Annotated in this window: 17 protein-coding genes; 11 read left to right on the top strand and 6 right to left on the bottom strand. The window is 67.7% G+C overall.

Translation table 11 applies throughout. The features are described from left to right. Nucleotides 1-12 precede the first annotated feature (12 nt). From mdoH to WQQ_RS13455, 3 genes are all read left to right on the top strand, one after another. A complete protein-coding gene (mdoH, locus tag WQQ_RS13465; protein WP_007185757.1) occupies nucleotides 13-2,523 on the top strand; it encodes a glucans biosynthesis glucosyltransferase MdoH in 2,511 nt (836 codons plus the stop codon). A 132-nt stretch (nucleotides 2,524-2,655) separates the two neighbouring features. After that, nucleotides 2,656-3,465: a GNAT family N-acetyltransferase gene (locus WQQ_RS13460; RefSeq protein ID WP_083844551.1), complete on the top strand. Its 810-nt coding sequence runs from the start codon at nucleotides 2,656-2,658 to the stop codon at nucleotides 3,463-3,465. Beyond that, entirely contained in the window at nucleotides 3,465-4,238 is a 774-nt protein-coding gene (locus WQQ_RS13455; RefSeq protein WP_050997690.1) for a lysophospholipid acyltransferase family protein, read from the top strand. The genes WQQ_RS13460 and WQQ_RS13455 overlap by 1 nt, the downstream gene beginning before the upstream one ends. A gap of 105 nt (nucleotides 4,239-4,343) precedes the next feature. On the opposite strand, the gene scpC is transcribed toward WQQ_RS13455, so the two are convergent. Then, a complete protein-coding gene (gene scpC / locus WQQ_RS13450) occupies nucleotides 4,344-5,870 on the bottom strand; it encodes a succinyl-CoA:acetate CoA-transferase ScpC (RefSeq protein ID WP_007185752.1) in 1,527 nt (508 codons plus the stop codon). Here scpC and WQQ_RS13445 point away from each other — a divergent pair. The 4 genes from WQQ_RS13445 (at nucleotide 5,869) to WQQ_RS13430 (ending at nucleotide 9,523) form a co-directional block, all read left to right on the top strand. After that, on the top strand, nucleotides 5,869-6,495 hold the full coding sequence (locus WQQ_RS13445; protein ID WP_007185753.1) for a hypothetical protein: 627 nt from the start codon (nucleotides 5,869-5,871) through the stop codon (nucleotides 6,493-6,495). The genes scpC and WQQ_RS13445 overlap by 2 nt on opposite strands. A gap of 132 nt (nucleotides 6,496-6,627) precedes the next feature. Continuing rightward, nucleotides 6,628-7,617: a lipoyl synthase gene (lipA, locus tag WQQ_RS13440; RefSeq protein ID WP_040454136.1), complete on the top strand. Its 990-nt coding sequence runs from the start codon at nucleotides 6,628-6,630 to the stop codon at nucleotides 7,615-7,617. Next, entirely contained in the window at nucleotides 7,614-8,150 is a 537-nt protein-coding gene (locus WQQ_RS13435) for a hypothetical protein (protein ID WP_007185750.1), read from the top strand. Before lipA ends, WQQ_RS13435 begins: the two co-directional genes overlap by 4 nt. Nucleotides 8,151-8,299: 149 nt before the next feature. Next, complete coding sequence (locus WQQ_RS13430) at nucleotides 8,300-9,523, top strand: S8 family peptidase (RefSeq protein ID WP_007185749.1); 1,224 nt, start codon at nucleotides 8,300-8,302, stop codon at nucleotides 9,521-9,523. A gap of 209 nt (nucleotides 9,524-9,732) precedes the next feature. Here the strand turns inward: WQQ_RS13430 and WQQ_RS13425 are convergent, their stop codons facing one another. The 5 genes from WQQ_RS13425 to WQQ_RS13405 form a co-directional block, all read right to left on the bottom strand. Then, nucleotides 9,733-11,094: a PepSY-associated TM helix domain-containing protein gene (locus WQQ_RS13425; protein ID WP_007185748.1), complete on the bottom strand. Its 1,362-nt coding sequence runs from the start codon at nucleotides 11,092-11,094 to the stop codon at nucleotides 9,733-9,735. A 10-nt stretch (nucleotides 11,095-11,104) separates the two neighbouring features. Then, a complete protein-coding gene (locus WQQ_RS13420) occupies nucleotides 11,105-13,405 on the bottom strand; it encodes a TonB-dependent receptor family protein (protein WP_007185747.1) in 2,301 nt (766 codons plus the stop codon). Nucleotides 13,406-13,488: 83 nt separating this feature from the next. Then, entirely contained in the window at nucleotides 13,489-13,932 is a 444-nt protein-coding gene (locus WQQ_RS13415; RefSeq protein WP_007185746.1) for a DUF2946 family protein, read from the bottom strand. Nucleotides 13,933-14,027: 95 nt separating this feature from the next. Then, entirely contained in the window at nucleotides 14,028-14,714 is a 687-nt protein-coding gene (gene murU / locus WQQ_RS13410) for an N-acetylmuramate alpha-1-phosphate uridylyltransferase MurU (protein WP_040454452.1), read from the bottom strand. A 32-nt stretch (nucleotides 14,715-14,746) separates the two neighbouring features. Next, nucleotides 14,747-15,712, bottom strand: a complete 966-nt coding sequence (locus WQQ_RS13405; RefSeq protein ID WP_366489863.1) for an aminoglycoside phosphotransferase family protein — start codon at nucleotides 15,710-15,712, stop codon at nucleotides 14,747-14,749. A 179-nt stretch (nucleotides 15,713-15,891) separates the two neighbouring features. On the opposite strand from WQQ_RS13405, the gene WQQ_RS13400 reads away from it, so the two are divergent. From WQQ_RS13400 to rsmA, 4 genes are all read left to right on the top strand, one after another. After that, nucleotides 15,892-18,234 carry an LPS-assembly protein LptD gene (locus WQQ_RS13400; RefSeq protein WP_157534689.1) on the top strand — a complete coding sequence of 781 codons (2,343 nt, stop codon included), beginning with the start codon at nucleotides 15,892-15,894 and terminating at the stop codon, nucleotides 18,232-18,234. Nucleotides 18,235-18,413: 179 nt separating this feature from the next. Continuing rightward, on the top strand, nucleotides 18,414-19,721 hold the full coding sequence (locus WQQ_RS13395; protein WP_007185742.1) for a peptidylprolyl isomerase: 1,308 nt from the start codon (nucleotides 18,414-18,416) through the stop codon (nucleotides 19,719-19,721). Between the two features lie 14 nt (nucleotides 19,722-19,735). After that, the gene (gene pdxA / locus WQQ_RS13390; RefSeq protein ID WP_007185741.1) at nucleotides 19,736-20,740 is read left to right on the top strand and encodes a 4-hydroxythreonine-4-phosphate dehydrogenase PdxA; all 1,005 of its coding nucleotides are present in this window, start codon (nucleotides 19,736-19,738) and stop codon (nucleotides 20,738-20,740) included. Nucleotides 20,741-20,849: 109 nt separating this feature from the next. Beyond that, nucleotides 20,850-21,638: a 16S rRNA (adenine(1518)-N(6)/adenine(1519)-N(6))-dimethyltransferase RsmA gene (rsmA, locus tag WQQ_RS13385; protein WP_007185740.1), complete on the top strand. Its 789-nt coding sequence runs from the start codon at nucleotides 20,850-20,852 to the stop codon at nucleotides 21,636-21,638. Nucleotides 21,639-21,656 lie beyond the last annotated feature (18 nt).

The raw sequence follows: 21,656 nt of genomic DNA, 5'->3' as shown, positions 1-21,656 counted from the left end.
CACAATAAGCCCGTGAACGACGCTCATATTTCAGCCCCCGCTCCTCAGTCCGGCCGCCTGCAGGCCTACGTCGAAAAGCTGCGCCTGTCGGCCGAGCGCCGTGAGCGCCTGCTCGCCGACGCCCTGGCCAGCCCCGAACCCTGGGCCCAGCTGCATCGCGAGATGAGCCGCGCGCCGGCCGAAGACACCGCCGACCCGGCCTGGCAGTCGATGCCGCAGCGCCTGTCGCAGCTCTGGCCCGAGAACCACGGCGAGCGCCAGGACGGGCAGATCGCCCAGGTGGTGCAGACCGACAATCACGGCCGCACGCGCCTGCACACGATGCCGCCGATCGAACGCGCCTTCATGAAGCCGCGGCCGTGGGCGAACAACCCGTTCAAGCGCTGGTGGCGTGCCAGCTTCGGCCGTCGCGGCCGCCTGGTCTCGCGGCAGGAGTTCGACGAGGACGTCAAACCCGATGCGCCCGATCCGGTCGGCCGCTGGCAGTGGGCGGGCCTGTTCCGCCGGCTGATCCTGCTCGGCTTCGTGCTCGGCCAGACCTATCTCGCGGTCTATCTGATGACCGCCGTGCTGCCGTATCACGGCAGCCACTGGCTCGAAATGATCATCCTGGTGCTCTACGCGATCCTGTTCGCCTGGGTCGGGGCCGGCTTCTGGACCGCGCTGATGGGCTTCTGGTGCCTGCTCGTCGGGCGCGACCGATACTCGATCAACGGCACCACGCCGATCGACCAGCCGATCGCGCCCGAAACCAAGACCGCGATCCTGGTACCGATCTGCAACGAGGATGTGCCGCGCGTGATGGCCGGCGTGCGCGCCACCTACGACAGCCTCGCGCGCACCGGCAAGCTCAAGCATTTCGAGTTCTTCATCCTGTCCGACACCTACGACGCGGATACGCGCGTCGCCGAGCTGCAGGCCTGGCTGACCATGTGCCGCGAGGTCAACGGCTTCGATCACATCCACTATCGCCGGCGCACGCACCGCATCCGCCGCAAGTCCGGCAACGTCGCCGACTGGTGCCGCCGCTGGGGCAGCCGCTTCAACTACATGATCGTGCTCGACGCCGACTCGGTGATGTCGGGCGATTGCCTCGTGCGCCTGACCCAGCTGATGGAAGCGCATCCGTCGGCCGGCATCATCCAGTCCGCGCCCTGGGCCGCCGGCCGCGACACCATGTACGCGCGCATCCAGCAGTTCGCCACGCGCGTCTACGGCCCGCTGTTCACCGCCGGCCTGCATTTCTGGCAGCTCGGCGAAAGCCACTACTGGGGCCACAACGCGATCCTGCGCGTGGCGCCGTTCATGCGGCATTGCGCGCTGTCGAAGCTGCCCGGCAAGGGCTCGATGTCGGGCGAAATCCTCTCGCATGACTTCGTCGAAGCCGCCCTGATGCGCCGCGCCGGCTGGAGCGTCTGGATCGCCTACGACCTGCCCGGCTCGTGGGAGGAGATGCCTCCGACCCTGCTCGACGAGCTCAAGCGCGATCGCCGCTGGTGTCAGGGCAACCTGATGAATTTCCGGCTGTTTTTGACGCGCGGCCTGCATCCGGCGCATCGCGCGGTGTTCATGACCGGCGTCATGGCCTACCTGTCGGCGCCGCTGTGGTTCCTGTTTTTGGTGCTGTCGACCGCGCTGCTGGCCGTAAACGTGCTGTCCGAGCCGGTCTACTTCAGCCAGCCCTACCAGATGTTCCCGAACTGGCCCGAATGGCATCCGGAATGGGCCGCGCGCCTGTTCGGCGCCACCGCGACCCTGCTCTGGCTGCCCAAGCTGCTCGCCGCGCTGCTGTTCATTCTCAAGCCGAGCCAGTGGCGCGGCTTCGGCGGGCCGATCCGCCTGCTCTTCAGCGTGGTGTTCGAATCGCTGTTCTCGGCCGCGCTGGCCCCGATCCGCATGCTGTTCCACGCCAAGTTCGTCACGCTCGGCCTGCTCGGCGTGGCGATCAGCTGGAAGTCGCCGCCGCGCGACGATGCCGAAACGCACTGGAGCGACGCCTTCACCAATCACTGGGGCGGCACCGTGCTCGGCCTGGTCTGGGCCAGCTTCGTCTACTGGCTGCAGCCCGAATTCCTGTGGTGGCTGCTGCCCGTGGTCGGCTCGATGATCCTGGCGATTCCGCTGTCGGTCTGGTCGTCCCGCGTCCGGCCGGGGCGCTGGCTGCGTGACAAGCGCCTGTTCCTGATTCCGGAAGAATCGCTGGCCCCGCGCGAGCTGCGCTGGATGCGCCTGGCCCTGCGCCGCAACCGCCGCCACAACCCGGGCTTCGTCGAGGCGGTGGTCGATCCGGTGCTCAACGCGGCGCTCGCCGCCGAAGGCATTCCGCGCCTGCGCCTGCCGGCCCAGGCACGCGAGCTGCGCGACCAGCTCATCGAAACCGCCGTCTCCGAAGGCCCCGACAAGATCAGCAACAACCATCGCAACCTGTTGCTGTCCGATCCGATCTCGCTGTCGAGGCTGCATACCCGGATCTGGACGACGCCGACGGCGGAGCGCGTGTGGCCGGTGGCCAAGGCGGGCTGAGCACGCGCAGTCGCCCGGCTCGCTGCTGCACTTTGCAGAGCAGGCCGCAATGTCAACAAAGCGTCACGGCACGTTCATGTCGCCTCAACCTCCCATCCATAGAGTGCGCCGCAGTAGATTGCGGAGCATTCCATGTCGTCCATCCTGAGTTCCGTCGTGTCCCCGGTGATCGTTCGTAACGAGCAGCCGCGGGTTGAAGCGCGCTTCGTGGTGAGCTTTGCGACCACCGCAGATGAGATTCTCGAAAGCCAGCAGCTGCGCTATCGCATCTTTGCGGGCGAACTGGGCGCACAGATCGAGGGGGGCGACGATCTGGCCGACCGCGACGAATACGACGCTTACTGCCGCCACCTGATCGTGCGCGAAGCGGCGAGCGGTCGCATGGTGGCCTGCACGCGCATCCTCACCGACGATCAGGCCGTGCGCGCGGGTGGCTTCTACTCGGGTTCGGAGTTCGATCTGTCGATGATCGATTCATTGCCGGGCCGCGTGATGGAGATCGGCCGCACCTGCGTCGACCTGGAGTTTCGCAGCGGCGCGGTGATCGCCACGCTGTGGCAGGGACTCGCAGCCTTCTTCACCCAGCACGGCTTCGACTATCTGTTCGGCTGCGCGAGCATCGGCCTGGAAGACGGGGGCGCGCAGGCACATTCGATCCTGCGCCAGGTGCAGGACAAGTACATGGCGCCGGGCTACCAGCGCGTGCGTCCGCTTTATCCGCTGCCGCTGCCGGACGGCACGCCCGCGCAGAAAGCGAAGATGCCGCCATTGCTCAAGGCCTACGTGAGCCTCGGCGCGAAAGCCTGCGGCGAAGCCTACTGGGATCGCGACTTCAACTGCGCCGACGTATTCATGCTGCTCAACGTGTCGGACATCTGCCCGCGCTACGCGCGTCACTTCCTCGGTATCCAGCCCGCCCAGACCGTGGTCGGTCACGCCTGATGGCGCAGGTGCTTCTGGCCTTGCGCTGCGTGCGGCTCGTAGCGCACCTGCTGCTCGGCATGCTGCTGGTCGGCGCAGTCGGCCTGGCGCGCGGTCGCATCCGGCCTGAGCCGCTCACGCAGTGGTGGAATCAGCGACTGTTCACGATCTTCGATCTGCGCATCCGCATTCACGGGCAGCCGGTCGATGCCGGGCATCTCACGGTGTCGAACCATGTGTCCTGGCTCGACATCTGCCTCATCGCTTCGTGCGAGCGCACGCGTTTCGTGTCGAAATCCGAAGTGCGCCATTGGCCCATCGTCGGCTCGCTCGCGACCGCGGCCGGCACGTTCTATCTCAAGCGTGGACGTGGCGGCAGCCGTCCGCTGATCACCCAGCTCGTGCCGTACCTGCAAGGCGGCGGCAGCCTCACGCTGTTCCCCGAAGGCACGACGACGACCGGCGAATCGGTGCTGCCGTTTCACTCGCGCCTGTTCGCCGCGGCGATCGAATCGAATCGCCCGGTGCAGCCGGTGGCGATCCGCTACGGGCTCGCTGCGGACGGGCGCAACATCGCCCCCTACGTCGGCGAGGACGTGCTGTTCGACAACATCGTCGAGCTGCTGCGCAATCCGGGACTCGAAGCCGATGTGTTCTATCTGCCGGCGATTCCGGCCGGTGCGCTTGAGCGCGATGGGCTCGCAGCCGCGACGCGCACTGTGATCGAGAAGGCCTTGCTTGCGCCGGCCAGCGCAAAGCCGCAAGTCGCGCTTGGGCGCCGCCTGGCTGCGTAAGCCGATGTCAGTGGCGTAGCCGCGCCGCGACGTCACCCACCGATGGAGCCTCGGTCGGCGTGCAAACGGCGGCTTGCGCCTTCGGCCAGCCCACCCTGCATCCCATCAAGCCGCGACTGCCGCCTTGGCTTTCGGCTTCGCGAGCTGCGGCAGCATGCTGCCGCTGTCGCGATACGCGGCGTGCATGAAGAAGGCCTTGTCGAGCACGTGCGGGGTCTGGCCGCCGAGCTTCAACGCATCCTTGAAGTAATCGGACAGCAGCGCGCGGTAGCTCGGATCGACGCAGTTCTCGATGATCAGCGGCGCGCGCTCGCGCGGTGCGAGCCCACGCAGATCGGCCAGGCCGTGTTCGGTGACGATCAGGTCGACGTCGTGCTCGCAGTGATCGACGTGCGTGACCATCGGCACGATCGACGAAATGCGTCCGTCCTTGGCCATTGACTTGGTCACGAACACCGACAGGTAGGCGTTGCGCGCGAAATCGCCCGAGCCGCCGACGCCGTTCATCATGTGCGTGCCGGACACGTGCGTGGAATTCACGTTGCCGTAGAGATCGGCCTCTAGCGCGGTGTTGATCGCGATCAGGCCGAGGCGGCGGATCACTTCGGGATGGTTCGAGATTTCCTGCGGACGCAGGATCAGCCGGCTCTTGTAGCGCTCCAGATTCTTGAGCACGTCCATCTTGGCCTGCGACAGCGTGATCGACGAGCCCGAGGCGAACGTGAGCTTGCCCGAGTCGAACAGATCGAAGGTGCTGTCCTGCAGCACTTCGGAATACATGCTCAGGTTGTTGAAGCGGCTGTCGATGAATCCGTGCATGACCGCGTTCGCGATCGAGCCGATGCCGGCCTGCAGCGGCGCGAGGCTCAGGCCGAGACGGCCCTTGTTGACCTCGTAACCGAGGAATTCGGTCAGATGGCCCGCGATCGCGGCCGTGCCTTCATCGGGATCGCTGACGCTCGCGCAGGAATCCGGACGGTCGGTGATGACGATCGCGGCGATGCGCGAAATATCCACCGGAATGAACGGCAAACCGGCGCGCGATTGCGGCGAGGTGACCGGAATCGGCTCGCGATACGGACGACGCGTCGGAATGTAGATGTCGTGCAGGCCTTCGAGCGAGGCGCTGTGGCCGATGTTGAGCTCGACGATGATCTTGTTCGCGAGCAGCGCGAATGTGGCCGAGTTGCCGACCGAGGTCGTCGGCACGATCTCGCCGTTCTCCTTGATCGCGACGGCTTCGACGATGGCGACGTCGATCGGCCCGATCTGGCCCGAGCGCAGCATCTCGACCGTTTCGGACAGATGCTGATCGACGAACATGACCTTGCCGTCGTTGATGAGCTTGCGCAGGCCCGGATCGGCCTGGAACGGCATGCGGCGCTTGATCACGCCGGCTTCGCCGAGCGTGCGGTCGAGATCGTTGCCGAGCGAGGCGCCGGTGATCAATGTGATGCCGACCGGATCGTGACGCGCGCGTTCGGCCAGCGCCATCGGCACGGCTTTGGCTTCACCTGCACGCGTAAAGCCGCTCATGCCCACGGTCATGCCGTCCTTGATGAGCTGGGCCGCGCTTTCGGCCGACACCACTTTGGCCCACAAGGAAGGATTCTTGATGCGATCGAGATACATGCCGGCTCCGGACGACAAAAACGAAGACCGCGATGTTCGGCCGCGCATCCATGAGGTGGTAGCCCACTTTGGTCTAGGTCTTCATCGTTTCGCTTTGAGGCCTCGTTCGGTGTTTTGGATGCTGCTGCTCGCGCTCTGTTTCTCGAGCGCGTCTGCGGCGGGTTTCGTCTATCGGCCCCTGGGCCTGAAGCTCTACCAATCCGACGAGGTCGTGCGCGATCGCGTTCCGGGCGGACCGATGAAACTCGGCGGCTACGTACATGGGCTGTCGCATGCACTGCGGGAGGTTTTGTCGGCGCGAACGGCCGGCGCCGGCTTCGCGGGCGCGGCGGTGGTCATCGTCGAACCTGGGCAGCAGGCGCGCTGCTGGCTCGTGACATCGGCCGGGCTGCCGGCCGATTTGCGCAGCGCTCTTCTACAAGCGCTCGACAAGGTATCCGCGCCGACCGTGCAGAGCGGCCCGCTGGCGCTCGCAATGAAGTTCGAAGCCTGGGGCGGCGCGGCAACCCCGGGCGAGACGCTGCCGACGCCGGCGGAGTGGTTGGCCGTGCTCGGCGCCCCGGCGCAGTCGCCGCTGGCGGACGCGCAGCTCGACAGGCTCTGGAACGCGCCCCGGGCACCCTGATCGTCCGCCCGGGCCGCTACCGGCCCGCCACTTGAAATGCCGGCCCGGGACATTAGTGAGTTCCGACCAACCCTCGCCCGTGGGTCAACGGGCGTAAACTATGTTTTTGCTCGAGCCGACTCGCGAAAAGCCATGAGCGTTCCCCCTAGCGACACCACTGCCCCGCCCCGCCGTCCCGCCCCGGTCGTTGCGGGCGTCAAGCTGCGCGGCGCCGAGAAGATGGCCCGCATTCCGATCAAGATCGAGGCGCCGGCCGATCTGCCGCTGCGCAAGCCGGACTGGATTCGCGTGCGCATGGGCCAGTCGCAGCAGGTCGACCAGATCAAGTCGATCCTGCGCGAGCAGAAACTCCACACGGTCTGTGAAGAGGCCAGCTGCCCGAACCTGTCGGAATGCTTCGGCAAGGGCACGGCTACCTTCATGATCATGGGCGACATCTGCACGCGCCGCTGCCCGTTCTGCGACGTCGGCCACGGCCGTCCGAAGCCGCTTGACACCGACGAACCCGCGCATCTCGCCCAGACCATCGCCGCGCTCAAGCTGCGCTACGTGGTGATCACGAGCGTCGACCGTGACGACCTGCTCGACGGCGGCGCCGGCCACTTCGCGGCCTGCATCCAGGAATCGCGCAAGCTGTCCCCGAATCTGGTCATCGAAGTGCTGGTTCCGGACTTCCGCGGCCGCATGGACCCGGCGCTCGAAATCTTCAAGGACAACCCGCCGGACGTCTTCAACCACAACCTCGAAACCGTGCCGCGCCTCTACAAGCAGGCGCGCCCGGGCTCGGACTACGAGTGGTCGCTGGACCTGCTCGAGCGCTTCAAGGGCTACCATCCGAAGGTGCCGACCAAGTCCGGGCTCATGCTCGGCCTCGGCGAGGAGATCAGCGAGATCGAGCAGGTGATGCTCGACCTGCGCGCGCACAAGGTCGACATGCTGACGCTCGGCCAATACCTGGCGCCATCCAAGCACCACCACCCGGTCATGCGCTACGTGCACCCCGACGAATTCGAGCGCCTGCGCATCGTCGGCGAGAAGATGGGCTTCTCGCACGTGGCGAGCGGCCCGATGGTGCGTTCGAGCTATCACGCCGACCAGCAGGCCGAACACGTGCTTGCATGAGGCGTCGCGGCTTCGCCTGCTTCGCTTTGGCGCTGAGCCTCGCTCCATCCGGGGCAAAGGCTCAGCCCAGCGATCTCGAAGCCGCCTACCGCCATTGCCGGACGCTGGCCGACGCAAGTTCGCGGCTAGCCTGCTTCGACCGCCTGCTGCCGACGCCGACCACCGAGGGCATGGACGAGATGCCGCCGGCACCACCGCCGGTCGCCACCGCTCCGGCGCCCGCCCCGACCGCTCCGGCAACGCCACGTCCACCCGGTCCCGCCGCATTCGGCGCGCGCGACATCGCCAGCCCGAAAGCTGAAGCCGCCGAGCCCGACCAGATCGAGTCGCGCGTGCTCGGGCCGCTGGACCGCATCATCAAGGGCAGCCGCTACACACTCGAAAACGGACAGGTCTGGCTCAACATCGACGACCGCGACGTCGACGTCCAGTTCAACAGCCCGGCCGTGACGATCGAGAAGAACTTCCTCGGCAATTACTGGATGCGCTTCCACGATGGCAACCTGCGGATTCGGGTTCGTCGAATTCAGTAGGGTGGAATCGACCCCTCCCTAGCGTCAATTGCTTTCCTACGTCCATCCGGGCGTTTCCCTATTGCCAAACGGCAAGGCCCCGCCGATCTTCCTGACAGTGCAGTCGGGTCCGTTCCGAGGCCCGTCATCTACGCGGGAAGGGAGACACAATGAAACGCAACGCCATTCATGCCGGTCTGGCCGGCGCCCTGCTGCTGCTCACGATCGGCGCCGCGAGCGCCGCTACCATCGAACGCAAGGGCGTCAATGCGGTGCCCGATCAGTACATCGTGGTGCTCAAGAAGGATGCGGCCAGCCGCGCGACCCCGATCCGCACGCTGGCCCAGCGGCTCGTCGGCGCGGTCGGCGGTGGCGAAGTGCTGCAGAACTACGATCACAGCGTGCGCGGCTTCAGCGTGCGCCTGCCGAAGGCCGCGATCGAGGCGCTCGCCAACAATCCGGCGATCGAGCGCATCGAGGAAGACCAGTTCATGGAGCTCGTCGAAACCCAGTCCGGCGCCCCTTACAACCTCGACCGCATCGACCAGCGCGCGCTGCCGCTGAGCGGCAGCTACAGCTATCCGGCAGGCGCCGGCGGCGGCGTGCATGTCTACGTGATCGACACCGGCCTGCGCGCCTCGCACATCGATTTCGCCGGGCGCGTCGGCACCGGCCGCAACTTCGCGCCGAACAGCAGCCCGCTGCTCTGCACCCTGCTTGGCCTCGGCTGCCCGGCCCCGGTCCCGACCGACACCACCGACTGCAACGGCCACGGCACCCATGTTTCGGGCACCGCGGTCGGCAGCACCTATGGCGTCGCCAAGGGCGCGACCGTGCACCCGGTGCGCGTGTTCAGCTGCGGCGGCACCACGGCCACTTCGACGATCATCGCCGGCGTCGACTGGGTGACCGCGAACCGCCAGCTGCCTGCCGTGGCGAACCTCTCGCTCGGTGGCGGCGTGTCGGACACGCTCGACCAGGCCGTGCAGGCGATGATCAACGCCGGCGTGGTCGCCGTGGTGGCCGCGGGCAACGACAACGCCGACGCCTGCAGTTCCTCGCCGGCCCGCCTGCCGGCCGCGATCACCGTCGGCGCGACCACCAACACCGACGCGCGCGCCTCGTACTCGAACTACGGCACCTGCCTCGACCTCTTCGCGCCGGGCTCCAACGTGGTCTCGGCGAGCTACCAGAACGACACCGGCACCTCGACGCTGAGCGGCACCTCGATGGCGAGCCCGCTGGTCGCCGGCGTGGTCGCCCGCTATCTGGCCGGTTCCGGCGCGAGCGCATCGCAGGCCGGAGCGGCGCTGGTCGCCGCCTCGACCCCGAACGTGGTGACCTCGCCTGGCGCCGGCTCGCCGAATCGCCTGGTGTACGTGGCGCCGAACTGATGCGGCGATAGGCCCTTTCGTCCATCCCCAGCCCCGAAGCGCGCGGCGCTTCGGGGTTTTTCTTTGGCGTCCGCTGAAGCGGAGCATCAAGCGGCATGCTGCCCGCCGCCCGCCTGTCTTTCTACGCACCGGAAAGCCCTGAGCTGCGGGAGCGGGAAACTGCGATCGAGCGCGACTCGTTGCGGCGCGGCGAGCAGCTCGCGGCTCGATCATGCGGCGGGCTGCAGGCCGAGAAAGTGGCGCGCCGCCGGCAGGCGCCGCAACACGCCGCGCTCGATCGCAAGCACGAGCAGCAGCGACAGGCCCATCAGCGGCAACAGCACGCCGAGCGCGATCACGAGCGCGAAGAACAGCAGGGCATAGCGCGGCTGCCCTTCCGGCATACGCGGAGGCAGCGGCGCGCCGAGCGTTCCGCCGGGCCTGCGCTTCCACCACATCATCGCGGCGCTCACGCACAGCAGCATGAGCCCGACCGTCGTCAGCGTGCCGAGCAGCTGGTTGATCCAGCCGAACAGCTGGCCTTCATGCGCGGCGATGCCAACGCCGACGATGCGATCGATCAGGGCGCGCTGGGCGAAGTCCTGGCGATTCACGATCGCGCCCGTGTCGCCATCGACCTGCAGCGTCACGCGCAGCGGCCGGTTCTGCGCATCCGAGCGCGCGGACCACAGCGCATCCTGCGTCGGCGGCGTGATGATCACGGGCGCAGCGAGCGACAGCGCCCGCACGCTCGCGACGACGCGCTCGTAGTCGGCCGCATTCGACGCCACCGGCTCGACGTGATGATGATGTCCTTGGTGATGCGCATGTTCGTCGGCGACGACCGGCTTGCCGCCGAGCGTCCAGTCGAGCCGCACTTCGCTGCTGCTGCCGAGCTCGCGCAGCGATTTCAGGCTGCTGCCCCAGAACTTCGCCCACGGCAGGCCGCTGAAGATCAGGAACAAGGCGAGCACCGAGATCCAGAATCCCGTCACCGCGTGCAGGTCGCGCAGCAGCAGGCGGCGCACCTGCAAGCGCGGCCACAGCAGGCCACCGAGCCGGAACCGACCGCGCGGCCACCACAGGTAAAGGCCGCTCAGGATCATCACGATCGCCCAGCAGGCCGCGAGCTCGACGAGGTTAGAGCCGCGATCACCGAGCCACAGGGTGCCGTGCAGCCTCGAGATGACTTTCATCGGCCGCTGCGCATCGTCGACGCGCTGCAAGACCTCGAGCGTCTGCGGATGCACGTAGACACGCCAGCTGCGCGTGCCGTCGTCGACGAGCACGCGTGCGGCCGATTGCGGCGTCGCCGGCAGCTCGTAGCTCTTGAATCGCCCGCTTGGCACGGCCTGCACCGCGGCCTGCACCTGATCGAACACGCTTGCGCGTGTACCGTCGAGGCTCAGCTCGTCGTAGGGCGCATCGAGCCAGGCCTCGATCTGCGGCTTGAACAGGTACAGCGTGCCGGTGAACGCGAGCCAGAGCACGAACGGAATGCAGAACAGGCCGGCGTAGAAATGCCAGCGCCAGACCGTGCGGTAGTCGGGCCAGCGGCTGGCGTGCGCCTGCTCTCGAGCATGAGTCGTCATGGTGTTTTCCTCAGAACTTCAGGCGCAGGCCGGCGAACACGCTGCGCGGAGTTCCCGCGTAGATCGAGCCCGTCGACGCGAGCAGCACATCGCGTCCGTTCTGCTCTCCAGTGTCCGCATTGAGCGTGTTCGAGACGTTCGAGGCCGAGGCGATGTAAGTCTTGTCGAGCAGGTTCTGCACGGCGGCGTAGGCGCTCAAGCGCGACCAGATGCCATGGCCCTGTGGCGCCGCGTAATGCAGGTTCAGATTGATCAGGCTGTAGCCCGGCGCATCGAGCAGGTTCGCGTTGTCGAGCGTGGTGTCATCGCGCCAGCTCAGCTCGAGGTAGCCGCCGAGTCCGGCCAGCGCGCCGCTGGCCTGATCGTAGATCAGGCGCGCATTGAGCGTCTGCGGCGTCACGCCCGGAAGATCGTGGCCGTCGCGCTCGAAGGTCTCGGAGCGATCGCCTCCGCTGAGTCGCTCGGTGTAGCGCTCGTAGCGCTGGTCGTCGAGCAGATACGAGAGCGAGACATGCGCACCCGGCAGGACATTCGGCAGCGGGTGCCAGTCGAGCGCGGCTTCGATACCGCGATGCTCGGAGCGCAGGGCGTTGAACGTATAGTTCTGCAGATTCGCGCCGGCGGACTGCGTCACGAGTTCGTTGCGAAAGAATTCGTAGAAGCCCGTGAGGCTCGCCTGGATTTGACGCGCCACATTCCATTCGGCGCCGATGTCGAAGCCGAGGTTGCGCTGCGCCTTGAGCTCGGTGTTGTTGCCCGCGGCGCCGTCCGGCGTCACGAACAGGTTGCCGACCTGAGGCGTTCCGTAGCCCACCGCTGCGCGCGCATGCAAGGTCCATTGCTCGCTCGCAGCAAACCGCAGTCCCAGCTCGGGCGCGACGTTGACGAACTCGCGATCCGCGTCGATGCGCGTGATCGTCGGCGGCGTGCTGTTGTAACCGTAGTTGCGCAGCTGCGCCTGCAGATGCGTGTATTCGGCGCCGATGCCGGCGACCACGGTGCTGCGCGCGCTCAGTGCGAGTTCTTCGCGAATGCGGGCGCCCGCGTTCAGATGTTCGCCGCCGAGGCCCTGCGTCTGCCCGCCCAGCGTCGCGTGGCCTTCGGGCGTCAGGTTGAAGACCTTGTAGTTGAGCTCTTCGCGATTCGCATACACGCCGATCACGCTCTTGCTCGGCAAGCCGAACCACTCGCCGCGATGCGTCAGATCGCTCATGAGATTGAACGACGGATAGGTGCCGTTGAACGAGGTGTTGCCGGTCGGCTGGCGAATGTCGCGGTTGTCGAATACGAGCTGCGTGCGCAGATCGGTGCTCGCGTCGAAGGCATGCTCCCAGCGCGCGCCGACGATCGTGCGGCGGTCGTCGCGACCGATGCCGGCCTGCTCGGGACTCAGCGGCACGCGTGTGCCGTTGAAGCCGTTCGCGAACACGCTCAGCGTGGCACAGCCCTGGCCCGATTGATCGGCGCAGCCGCGCTGATACGGGTTGAGCTCGTACTGCTTGCGCGAGAGCCGCAGCGACAGATCGGTATCGAGATCGTTGTGGATGAACTTGAAGGTCAGCCGATCGGCCGCGGTGGCCTGCCAGCTCGTCAGCAGGTTCAGCGTCGTCGTGCGATAGCGCGTGTGCTCGGTGGCCGGGTCGTCACCGCGCACGTGGCTCGCGAAAGCGCTGTATTCGAAGCGCTCGTCACCGCCGCCGGCCGCGAGGTATTCGTTCGAATAGCCGTAGCTGCCGAGATCGATGCCGCCTTCGACGCCTTGCAGATCGCGGCCCGAGCGCGTGCGAAAGTCGATCGCACCGCCGGTCGCGTAGTTGCCGTAGCGCGCCGACGAGGGCCCGCGCATGACCTCGATGCTGCCGTAGGCATGCGGATCGGTCAGGTCGGTGCGCGCCAGGCCGTCGGGCTGCGTGACCGCAAAGCCGTCCTCGAACACCTGCAGGTTGCGAACGCCGAAAGTCTGCCGCGCGTTGGAGCCGCGCACCGAGATCGACACGTCGCGCGGGCCGTTGCCCTGCACGAAAGTCACGCCCGGAACCAGCGCGAGCACTTCGCCGATGCTGACCGAAGGCATGCTCGCGAACTGCTCGCGCGTGAGCGTGCTCACGGTTTGCGCGATCGGTGCCGCTTCATCGTCGCGGCGAACGCCGATGACCTCGATGGTTTCGGGTTCGACCGGATCAGCGGCGGCGATTTCGGTCGCCGCAGGGACTGCGGCAGTGGACAAGCCGGCCGCGTCGGCCAAGCACAGCGTCGGCAGCGCGAGCGAGGCGCCAGCCAGTGCACATAAGCGTGCATGCGAGAACAGCATGGGAACTCCTGATGGGGCGCCGACGAGAGGTCGGAAGCCGGACCAACGACAGTCGACGCGGGACGCGTCGGGCGTGCGCTAGATCAGGAGTGAGCGGGAGGACCGCGTTGCGAAGGCTGCCGCGTCGATGCCGCCAGCGGAGCCGGTGCCTCGACCGCGACGGCGAAGACCGGGCCGTTCGCCGCGAGCGTGAACGCCGGCGCCTGGCCGCCGAGCGCCGCGAACTGCAGCGCGGACAGTCCGGCGCACAGCGAGCAGGCCGAAGCGACCGCGCGCTGCTTGGTCTGCTCGGCCGAGTCGGTCGCCGTGCCGGCCTTGGCCAGGGCGCGCAGCAGTTCGGGCGGAGCGGTTTCGCGCAGCGTCTGCAGCGCCTGCGCCGAAGCCTGTCCGCAGAACGCCCGGTGCAGCGGATCGCCCGCGCCCGCGTGGCCCATCGCCGCCGCGTGCGTCGCGGGCAGCAGCAGCTGCGCGAGGATCGCGAGCAGGGCCAGCCAGCTGAAAGGGCGTGAACCGCGTAGGGCGTTCATGGGGCAGGTCGGAGCAGGCCGGCATTGTCCGGGCAAGCGCCGCGCCCGCACAAGCAACCGCGAGCGCTATCGATATTCCAGACCCGACGGATCGCTCAGGCGCCGAGCTCGCGTTCGAGTTCGGCGAGGCGCTGCGGGGTTCCGACATCGGACCACAGGCCGTCGTAGCGCTCGGCGCTCACCGCCCCGCGCCGGGCGGCGGCGCGCAGCAGCGGAGCGAGCGGAAAGCGTCCGGGCTCGCAGCCGTCGAACAGCGAAGCCCGCAGCACCGACAGGCCGCTGAAAGTGGCGGTCGGCGCAGCATCCGGCGCCGGCTCGACGAGGCGCCCGTCCACCAGCGCGAAATCGCCCTGCGGCCGATGCGCCGGATTCGGCACGAGCACGAGGTGGGCCTCGACGTCGGCCGGCAGCGCGGCCGCGCGCTCGATCAGCGCCGCCCACGGGTAATGCGTGTAGACATCGGCATTGGCGACGATGAACGCGCCGCCGCCGAGCAGCGGCAGCGCCTTGTGCAGGCCGCCGCCGGTTTCGAGCGCCGGATCGCCCTCGTCGGAGTAGTCGATGCGCACGCCGAAACGGCTGCCGTCGCCGAGATGCTCGCGAATCTGCGCCCCGCGATAGCCGAGGTTGACGACGAACGCGCGCACCCCGGCCGCCGCGAGGGCGCGCAGCGGGTATTCGATCAGCGGCCGGCCGCGCAGCGTCACGAGCGGCTTGGGACGGTCGTCGGTCAGTGGGCGCATGCGTTCGCCGCGTCCGGCGGCGAGGATCATCGCCTTCAGGTTCGAAGTCCGCGTCGAGCTCACGTCCGCGCTCACGGGGCCTGCAGCCCCAGTTCGTCGAACAGCTGCGTCAGCGGCGCGAGTTCGGCGTAGCGGCTCGCGGTCTCGCGCAGGTAGCGGATGAAGCGCGGCGTGTCGGCCAGATAGTGCGGCTTGCCGTCGCGGTAGTTGATGCGCGCGAAGATGCCGAGCACCTTCAGGTGCCGCTGCACGCCCATCCACTCGAACTCGCGCAGGAAGCGGCCGAAGTCGTCGGCCACCGGCAGCTGCGCCGCCCTCGCCCGCTCCCAGTAAATCCGCGCCCAGGCTTCGACGCGCGCGGCCGGCCAGGACAGGAAGGCGTCCTTGAACAGGCAGACCACGTCGTAGCTGATCGGACCGTAGACCGCGTCCTGGAAATCGAGCACGCCCGGGTTGGGCTCGGAGATCATCAGGTTGCGCGGCATGTAGTCGCGGTGCACGAACACGCGCGCCTGCGCCAGCGCGGAATCGACGAGCAGGGTCTGCACACGATCCCACGCCGCGGCCTGCGCGGGCGTGAGCTCGCGCCGCAGATGGCGGGCGACGTACCAGTCCGGGAACAGCGCGAGCTCGCGGCGCAGCAGCGCTTCGTCGTAAGCCGGCAGCACATCCGGAACCGACGACTGCTGCCAGCGCAGGAGCGCGTCGATCGCCGCATCGAACAGCGCGTCGGCGTTGTGCTCGTCGATGACGTGCAGGTAGGTCTGCCGGCCGAGATCACTGAGCAGCAGGTAACCGCGCTGCAGATCCTGCGCGAGGATGCGCGGGCCGTTGAGGCCGGCCTGCTGCATCAGCCCGGCGACGTGGATGAACGGACCGCAGTCCTCGCGATCGGGCGGCGCATCCATGACCACCCAGCTGCGCCCCTCGCTGACGATGCGGAAGTAGCGCCGGAAGCTCGCGTCGGCCGAGGCCGGGGCGAACTCCGCCTGCTGCAGCCCGAGGGCCTCGAAGGCGAAACGGCGGGCCTCGTCCATGCGCGGATCGAGCGGAGCGTCGGGCTGAGTGGAAGTCATGAAGGAAGCTGGCGGCCAGGGTGACGGCGAAGAGCGAAATCATATCGGCATCGCCGCCGCGCACCACCCGCAACACCAAGCCGCGACGGCGCGCAAGAGATTGCGGAGCCGGCGACCGAACCCGGATACTGCGCGCTCGCATGCGACCCAATCGTCCCCTTCTGCTGGCAGCGCTCTGCCTACCGGCCTGTCTGCTCACAGGCCAGTCGGCGCGCGCCGAAAACGGCGTCTGCGCCCAGCCCGATTATTCGGTGGGCCTGCGCGTCGACGGCGGCGGCGGCGAAGGCCTCGGGCTCGACCAGAAGATCACCGTCGAGGCCGATTCGGCGCAGCTCACGCGCGGCGGCGTCTCGCAACTCGCCGGCAGCGTGCACCTGCGCCAGGGCGACAAGGAATTCAACGCCGAGAACGTCGATTTCGAGGACGCCACCCAGCGCATCACGGTCAACACCGAATCGGTGTTCACCAATCCGCAGCTGATCATCCGCAGCCAGAAGGCCGAATACAGCCTGGCCGACGACAGCGGCTCGTTCACCGACAGCGATTACGTGCTGCCGACGCGCAAGGCGCGCGGAAGCTCCGAGCGCATCGTCGTCGACGCCGACGGCAAGGCCCGGCTGTATGCGTCGGCCTACACGACCTGCGCCCCGGATTCGGACGCCTGGTACATCGAGGCCAGCGAGATCAAGCTCGACCAGGAGGAAGGGCTCGGAACCGCCCGCAACGCGCGCCTGCGCTTCGGCGGCGTGCCGATCCTGTATTCGCCGTGGGTGCAGTTCCCGATCGACGATCGCCGCCGCACCGGCCTGCTCTATCCGACCATCGGCAATTCGGACCGCACCGGTTTCGACCTGCGCTGGCCGGTGTACCTGAACCTGGGGCCGAACTACGACGCCACCGTCACGCCGCGCTACATGTCCCGGCGCGGCCTGCAGATCGGCACCGCCGGGCGCTACCTGCTCAAGCACAGCGAAGGCGTGCTGTCTTACGACTACCTGCCCGACGACCGCGTCTACCACAGCGAAAACAACGGCGTCGGCGGCAGCGACCGCAGCCTGCTGCGCTTTGACCACGTGGGCCTGCTGAGCTCGCGCCTGGGTCTCGAGGCGACCTATTCGGAAGCCAGCGACACGCGCTATTTCGAAGACCTCGGCGGCACCTTCGCGAGCGCCTCGACGATCTATCTCGAACGCAGCGCCCGGCTCACCTACCAGGCACCCGATTCCTACCGCCTGCAGGCGCTCGTGCAGGGCTACCAGACCATCGAGAACCGCTTCGTCGCGGTCGACGATCCGTACAAGCGCCTGCCGCAGGTCAAGTTCGACGCGCTCACGCGCAACGCCTTCTTCGATACGCGCGCCGGCCTCAACGCCGAATACGTGAACTTCGTGCGCGAGGATTCCGTTCAGGGCCAGCGCATCAACCTTCAGCCCTACCTGCGCTACCTGCACGACGAAAACGCCTGGTACGTGACCTCGCAGCTCGATTGGGACTACACCCAATACCTGCTCACCGATACCGCCGCCGACCAGAAGGACGATCCGTCGCGCTCGCTGCCGGTCGCCTCGGGCGAGGCCGGTCTGCGCTTCGAGCGCGTGGCCGCCCATGGCGAGGCGATCCAGACGCTGGAGCCGCGCGCCTTCGCGCTCTACGTGCCGTACAAGAACCAGGACAACCTGCCGGTGTTCGATACCGGCGAGCCGGACTTCGATTTCGTGCAGCTGTTCGCCCGCAACCGCTTCTACGGCGAAGATCGCGTCGCCGACGCGGCCAACGTCGCCGGGGCGCTGACCACGCGCTGGATCGACGCGGCGAGCGGCGAGACGCGCTGGACCGCGAGCATCGGCCAGCTCTACCGCATCGAAACCCCGCGCGTGGAGCTGGTGACGCAGAACCCCGACGGCTCGCAGGGCCTGAACTTCCCGGCGCCCGATCGGGGAGCGACCAATTTCATCGGCGAAGTGACCTACAACTTCCTGACCCGCTGGAGCGCGGCCGCGGTTTCGCAGTGGTCGCCCGAGGATTCGGAGTTCCAGCGCGCCAACCTGGGCCTGCGCTACCGCGACCTCGAGCGCGGCAAGCGCCTGGACCTGGCCTACCGCTACCGGCGTGATCTGCTCGAACAGGCCGACGTGATCGTCGCCTGGCCGGTCAGCACGAGCTGGCGCGTCGCCGGCCGCACACGCTATTCGATCCGCGACGAGAAGACGCTCGAGAACTTCGTCGGCCTGACCTACGAGACCTGCTGCTGGGCGCTCAGCGGCGCCTGGCGGCGCTACATCGCCACGCGCAACGGCAACCTCGACAGCGGCATCTACTTCCAGCTCGAGCTCAAGGGCCTCACGCGCATCGGCACCGGCTACAGCGCGTTGTTCCCGAAGGACGACGGCGACGACGACGAGAGCGCCGCCGGCATCAGCAACAGCAGCCGGCTGAGTTCGGGCAATCGGCTCACCAGCGGCGGCTCGTCGACGACCCCGTAGGGCGGATGGCGGAGGTCAGCGCGAATGCGGGCGCTGCGGAATTTTTGCCCGTGACCGCAGTCTGAGGGCTGGCGCCGGACCACCATGCTAATCTTCCGCGCCCCACAGCCCCCTGAGTCGGCCCGATTTCGAATCGATCCCACGGGGTTCATCTTTCTCCCACTCGTACGCTCCCGCCGATGGCCTTGCCGAAGACCTTAGCCGCCTCGCTGCTCACTCTTTCAGCGCTGCTGACCCAGCCGGCCCAGGCCGAGGTTCTCGACCGCATCGTCGCGGTGGTCAACGACGGCGTGGTGCTGCAGAGCGAGCTCGACACCGCGATGGAGTCGACCAAGAGCCAGATCAAGTCGCGTGGCGTGCAGCTGCCGCCGGACGACGTGCTGCGCCCGCAGGTGCTCGAACGCGTGATCGTCACGCGTCTGCAAACCCAGCGCGCGACGCAGGCCGGCATCCGCATCGACGACCGCGAGCTCAACGACATCCTCAACAACATCGCGCGCCAGAACAACATGACGCTGGCGCAGCTCGCCGAGTCGGTGAAGGCCGACGGCATCGACTTCCTGACCCTGCGCGAACAGGTCCGCGAGGAAGTGCTGGTGGCCCGCCTGCGCCAGCGCGAGGTCGACGGCCGCGTGGTGGTGACCGACCAGGACGTCGATCTCTACCTGGCCAACCAGGGCGCCAACACCAATACCGAATATCACCTCGGCCACATCCTCGTGAGCATTCCGGACGGTGCCAGTAGCGACGAGCGCGACAAGCGCCGCGCCAAGGCCAACGACCTGCTCAAGAAGCTTCGCGCCGGCGACGACTTCGCCCAGCTCGCGATCAGCTCCTCGGACGGCCAGCAGGCCCTGCAGGGCGGCGACCTCGACTGGCGCAAGGCGGCCGACCTGCCCTCGCTGTTCGCCACCGCTGCCGCGCGCCTGAAGGAAGGCGAAGTCAGCGACGTGATCGAAACCGGCACCGGCTTCCACCTGATCAAGCTGCTCGGCACGCGCGGCGGCGAAGAGCGCCTGACCACGGTCGAAACGCACTCGCAGCACATCCTGCTGATGACCAATGCGCTGCGCACCGAAGACCAGGCGCGCGTGCAGATCCAGGAGCTGTCCGACCGCATCAAGAAGGGCGAGGATTTCGCCAAGCTCGCCAAGCAGTTCTCCGACGATCCGGGCTCGAAGAATTCGGGCGGCGATCTCGACTGGCAGCCGCCCGGCGTGTTCGCACCGGATTTCCAGAAGGCGCTCGACGCGTTGCAGCCCGGCGAAGTCAGCGCCCCGTTCCACACCCAGTTCGGCTGGCATATCGCCAAGGTGCTCGATCGCCGCACGCGCGACACCACCGAAGAGGCCAAGCGCGCCAAGGTTCGCCAGGCCATTTCGCAGCGCAAGGCGTCCGAAGAGTACGAAACCTGGGTTCGTCGCCTGCGCGACGAGGCCTACATCGACTATCGCCTGGCCGGAACCGGCGGGGCCGACAAGTCCTGACGGATGAGCCTCGGTTGGCCGCCCTGCGTCTGCTACTGACACCGGGAGAGCCGGCCGGCATCGGGCCCGACCTCGTCGTCGAGCTGGCCCAGCAGGCCCATGCGGCCGAGCTCGTCGCGGTCGCCGACGGCGGCCTGCTGCAGCGTCGCGCCGATATCCTCGGACTCAAGCTCAAGCTCGTCACCATCGATCCGACCGCCAGGCCGGCGCCGCTGCCGGCCGGCAGCCTCGGCGTCATCGAGATTCCGCTGCGACGGCCCGAGCGCCTCGGCGTGCTCGACGTGGCCAACGCGCCGTACGTGCTCGAGACGCTGGAACGCGCGACCGGGCTCTGCCTAGCCGGCGAGGCCCAGGCCATGGTCACCGCGCCGGTGCAGAAAAGCGTCATCAACGAGGCCGGCATTCCGTTCTCGGGCCATACCGAATTCCTCGCCGAACGCACTGGATCGAAGCTGCCGGTGATGATGCTCACCGCCGGCCAGCTGCGCGTCGCGCTGGCCACCACGCACCTGCCGCTGCGCGCGGTGCCCGATGCGATCACGTCGACGCTGCTGCGCCAGGTCATCCGCATCATCGACCACGACCTGCGCGAACACTTCGGCATCGATCGCCCTCGCCTGCTGGTCTGCGGGCTCAACCCGCATGCGGGCGAATCGGGGCATCTCGGACGCGAGGAGATCGACGTCATCATCCCGACGCTGCAGGCGCTGCGCGCCGAAGGCCTGCGCATCGAAGGCCCGCTGCCGGCCGATACCGTCTTCACCCCGCGCGTGCTCGAACGCGGCGACGCCGTGCTCGCGCTCTACCACGATCAGGGCCTCACCGCGCTCAAGTACGCCGGCTTCGGCCAGGCCGTGAACGTCACGCTGGGCCTGCCGATCGTGCGCACCTCGGTCGACCACGGCACCGCGCTCGACCTGGCCGGCAGCGGTCGCGCCGAGAGCGGCTCGCTGCGCGCCGCCCTGGATCTCGCGATGGAACTCGCACTCGACAAATCGCAAAGAGACAGCCGGATATGAGACTTCTCGTGCCATGTGCCATGCAAGCGCACGCAGTCTCATGCCTGCGACTGAAGACGCCACGATCCCCATGCTCCGCCCGGGGTCCCTTCACGCTACTTGCGACGCCATGAGCACACCCGTCGCCAAGAAACGCTTCGGCCAGCACTTCCTGCACGATCCCTACGTCATCGATCGCATCCTGCGCTCGGTGAACCCGCGGCCCGGCGAAGCGATCATCGAGATCGGGCCCGGCCCTGGAGCGCTCACCGCTCCGCTGCTCAAGCGCGTCGACAAGCTCACCGTCGTCGAGCTCGATCGCGACGTGATTCCTCACCTGCGCGCCGCCTGCGGCGAGTCGGAGAAGCTCGAGATCGTCATGGCCGATGCGCTCAAGGTCGATTACGCCGCGCTCGCCCCGGCCGGCGCGCCGCTGCGGCTGGTCGGCAACCTGCCGTACAACATCTCGACGCCGCTGCTGTTTCACGTGTTGAGCTTCGCCGGGCGCGTGCAGGACATGCATTTCATGCTGCAGAAGGAAGTGGTCGATCGCATGTGCGCGGGCCCCGACGACGACGCCTACGGCCGGCTCAGCGTCGCGCTCGCGGCGCGTGCGGAAGTGGTGCATCTGTTCGATGTCGGACCCGGCGCATTCAAGCCGCCGCCGAAAGTCGAGTCGGCCGTCGTGCGGCTGGTGCCGCGCAGGCCCGACTTCGAGATTCGCGATTGGGCAATGTTCGATCGCGTCGTCACCGCCGCGTTTTTGCAACGCCGCAAGACGCTCTCGAACAGCCTGCGCGCGTACTTCACCGCCGACGACATCCGCGCCGCCGGCATCGATCCGCAATGGCGGGCCGAGCGCCTGTCGGCCGCGCAGTTCGCGACGCTGGCGAACCGGCTTACGGAACGCATCGCCTAGTCGCGCGCGCAGGCAAGC

This window comes from Hydrocarboniphaga effusa AP103 (assembly GCF_000271305.1).
In the GTDB taxonomy this organism is placed as follows: Bacteria; Pseudomonadota; Gammaproteobacteria; order Nevskiales; family Nevskiaceae; genus Hydrocarboniphaga; species Hydrocarboniphaga effusa.
This window is presented reverse-complemented; position numbering and strand designations above follow the sequence as displayed.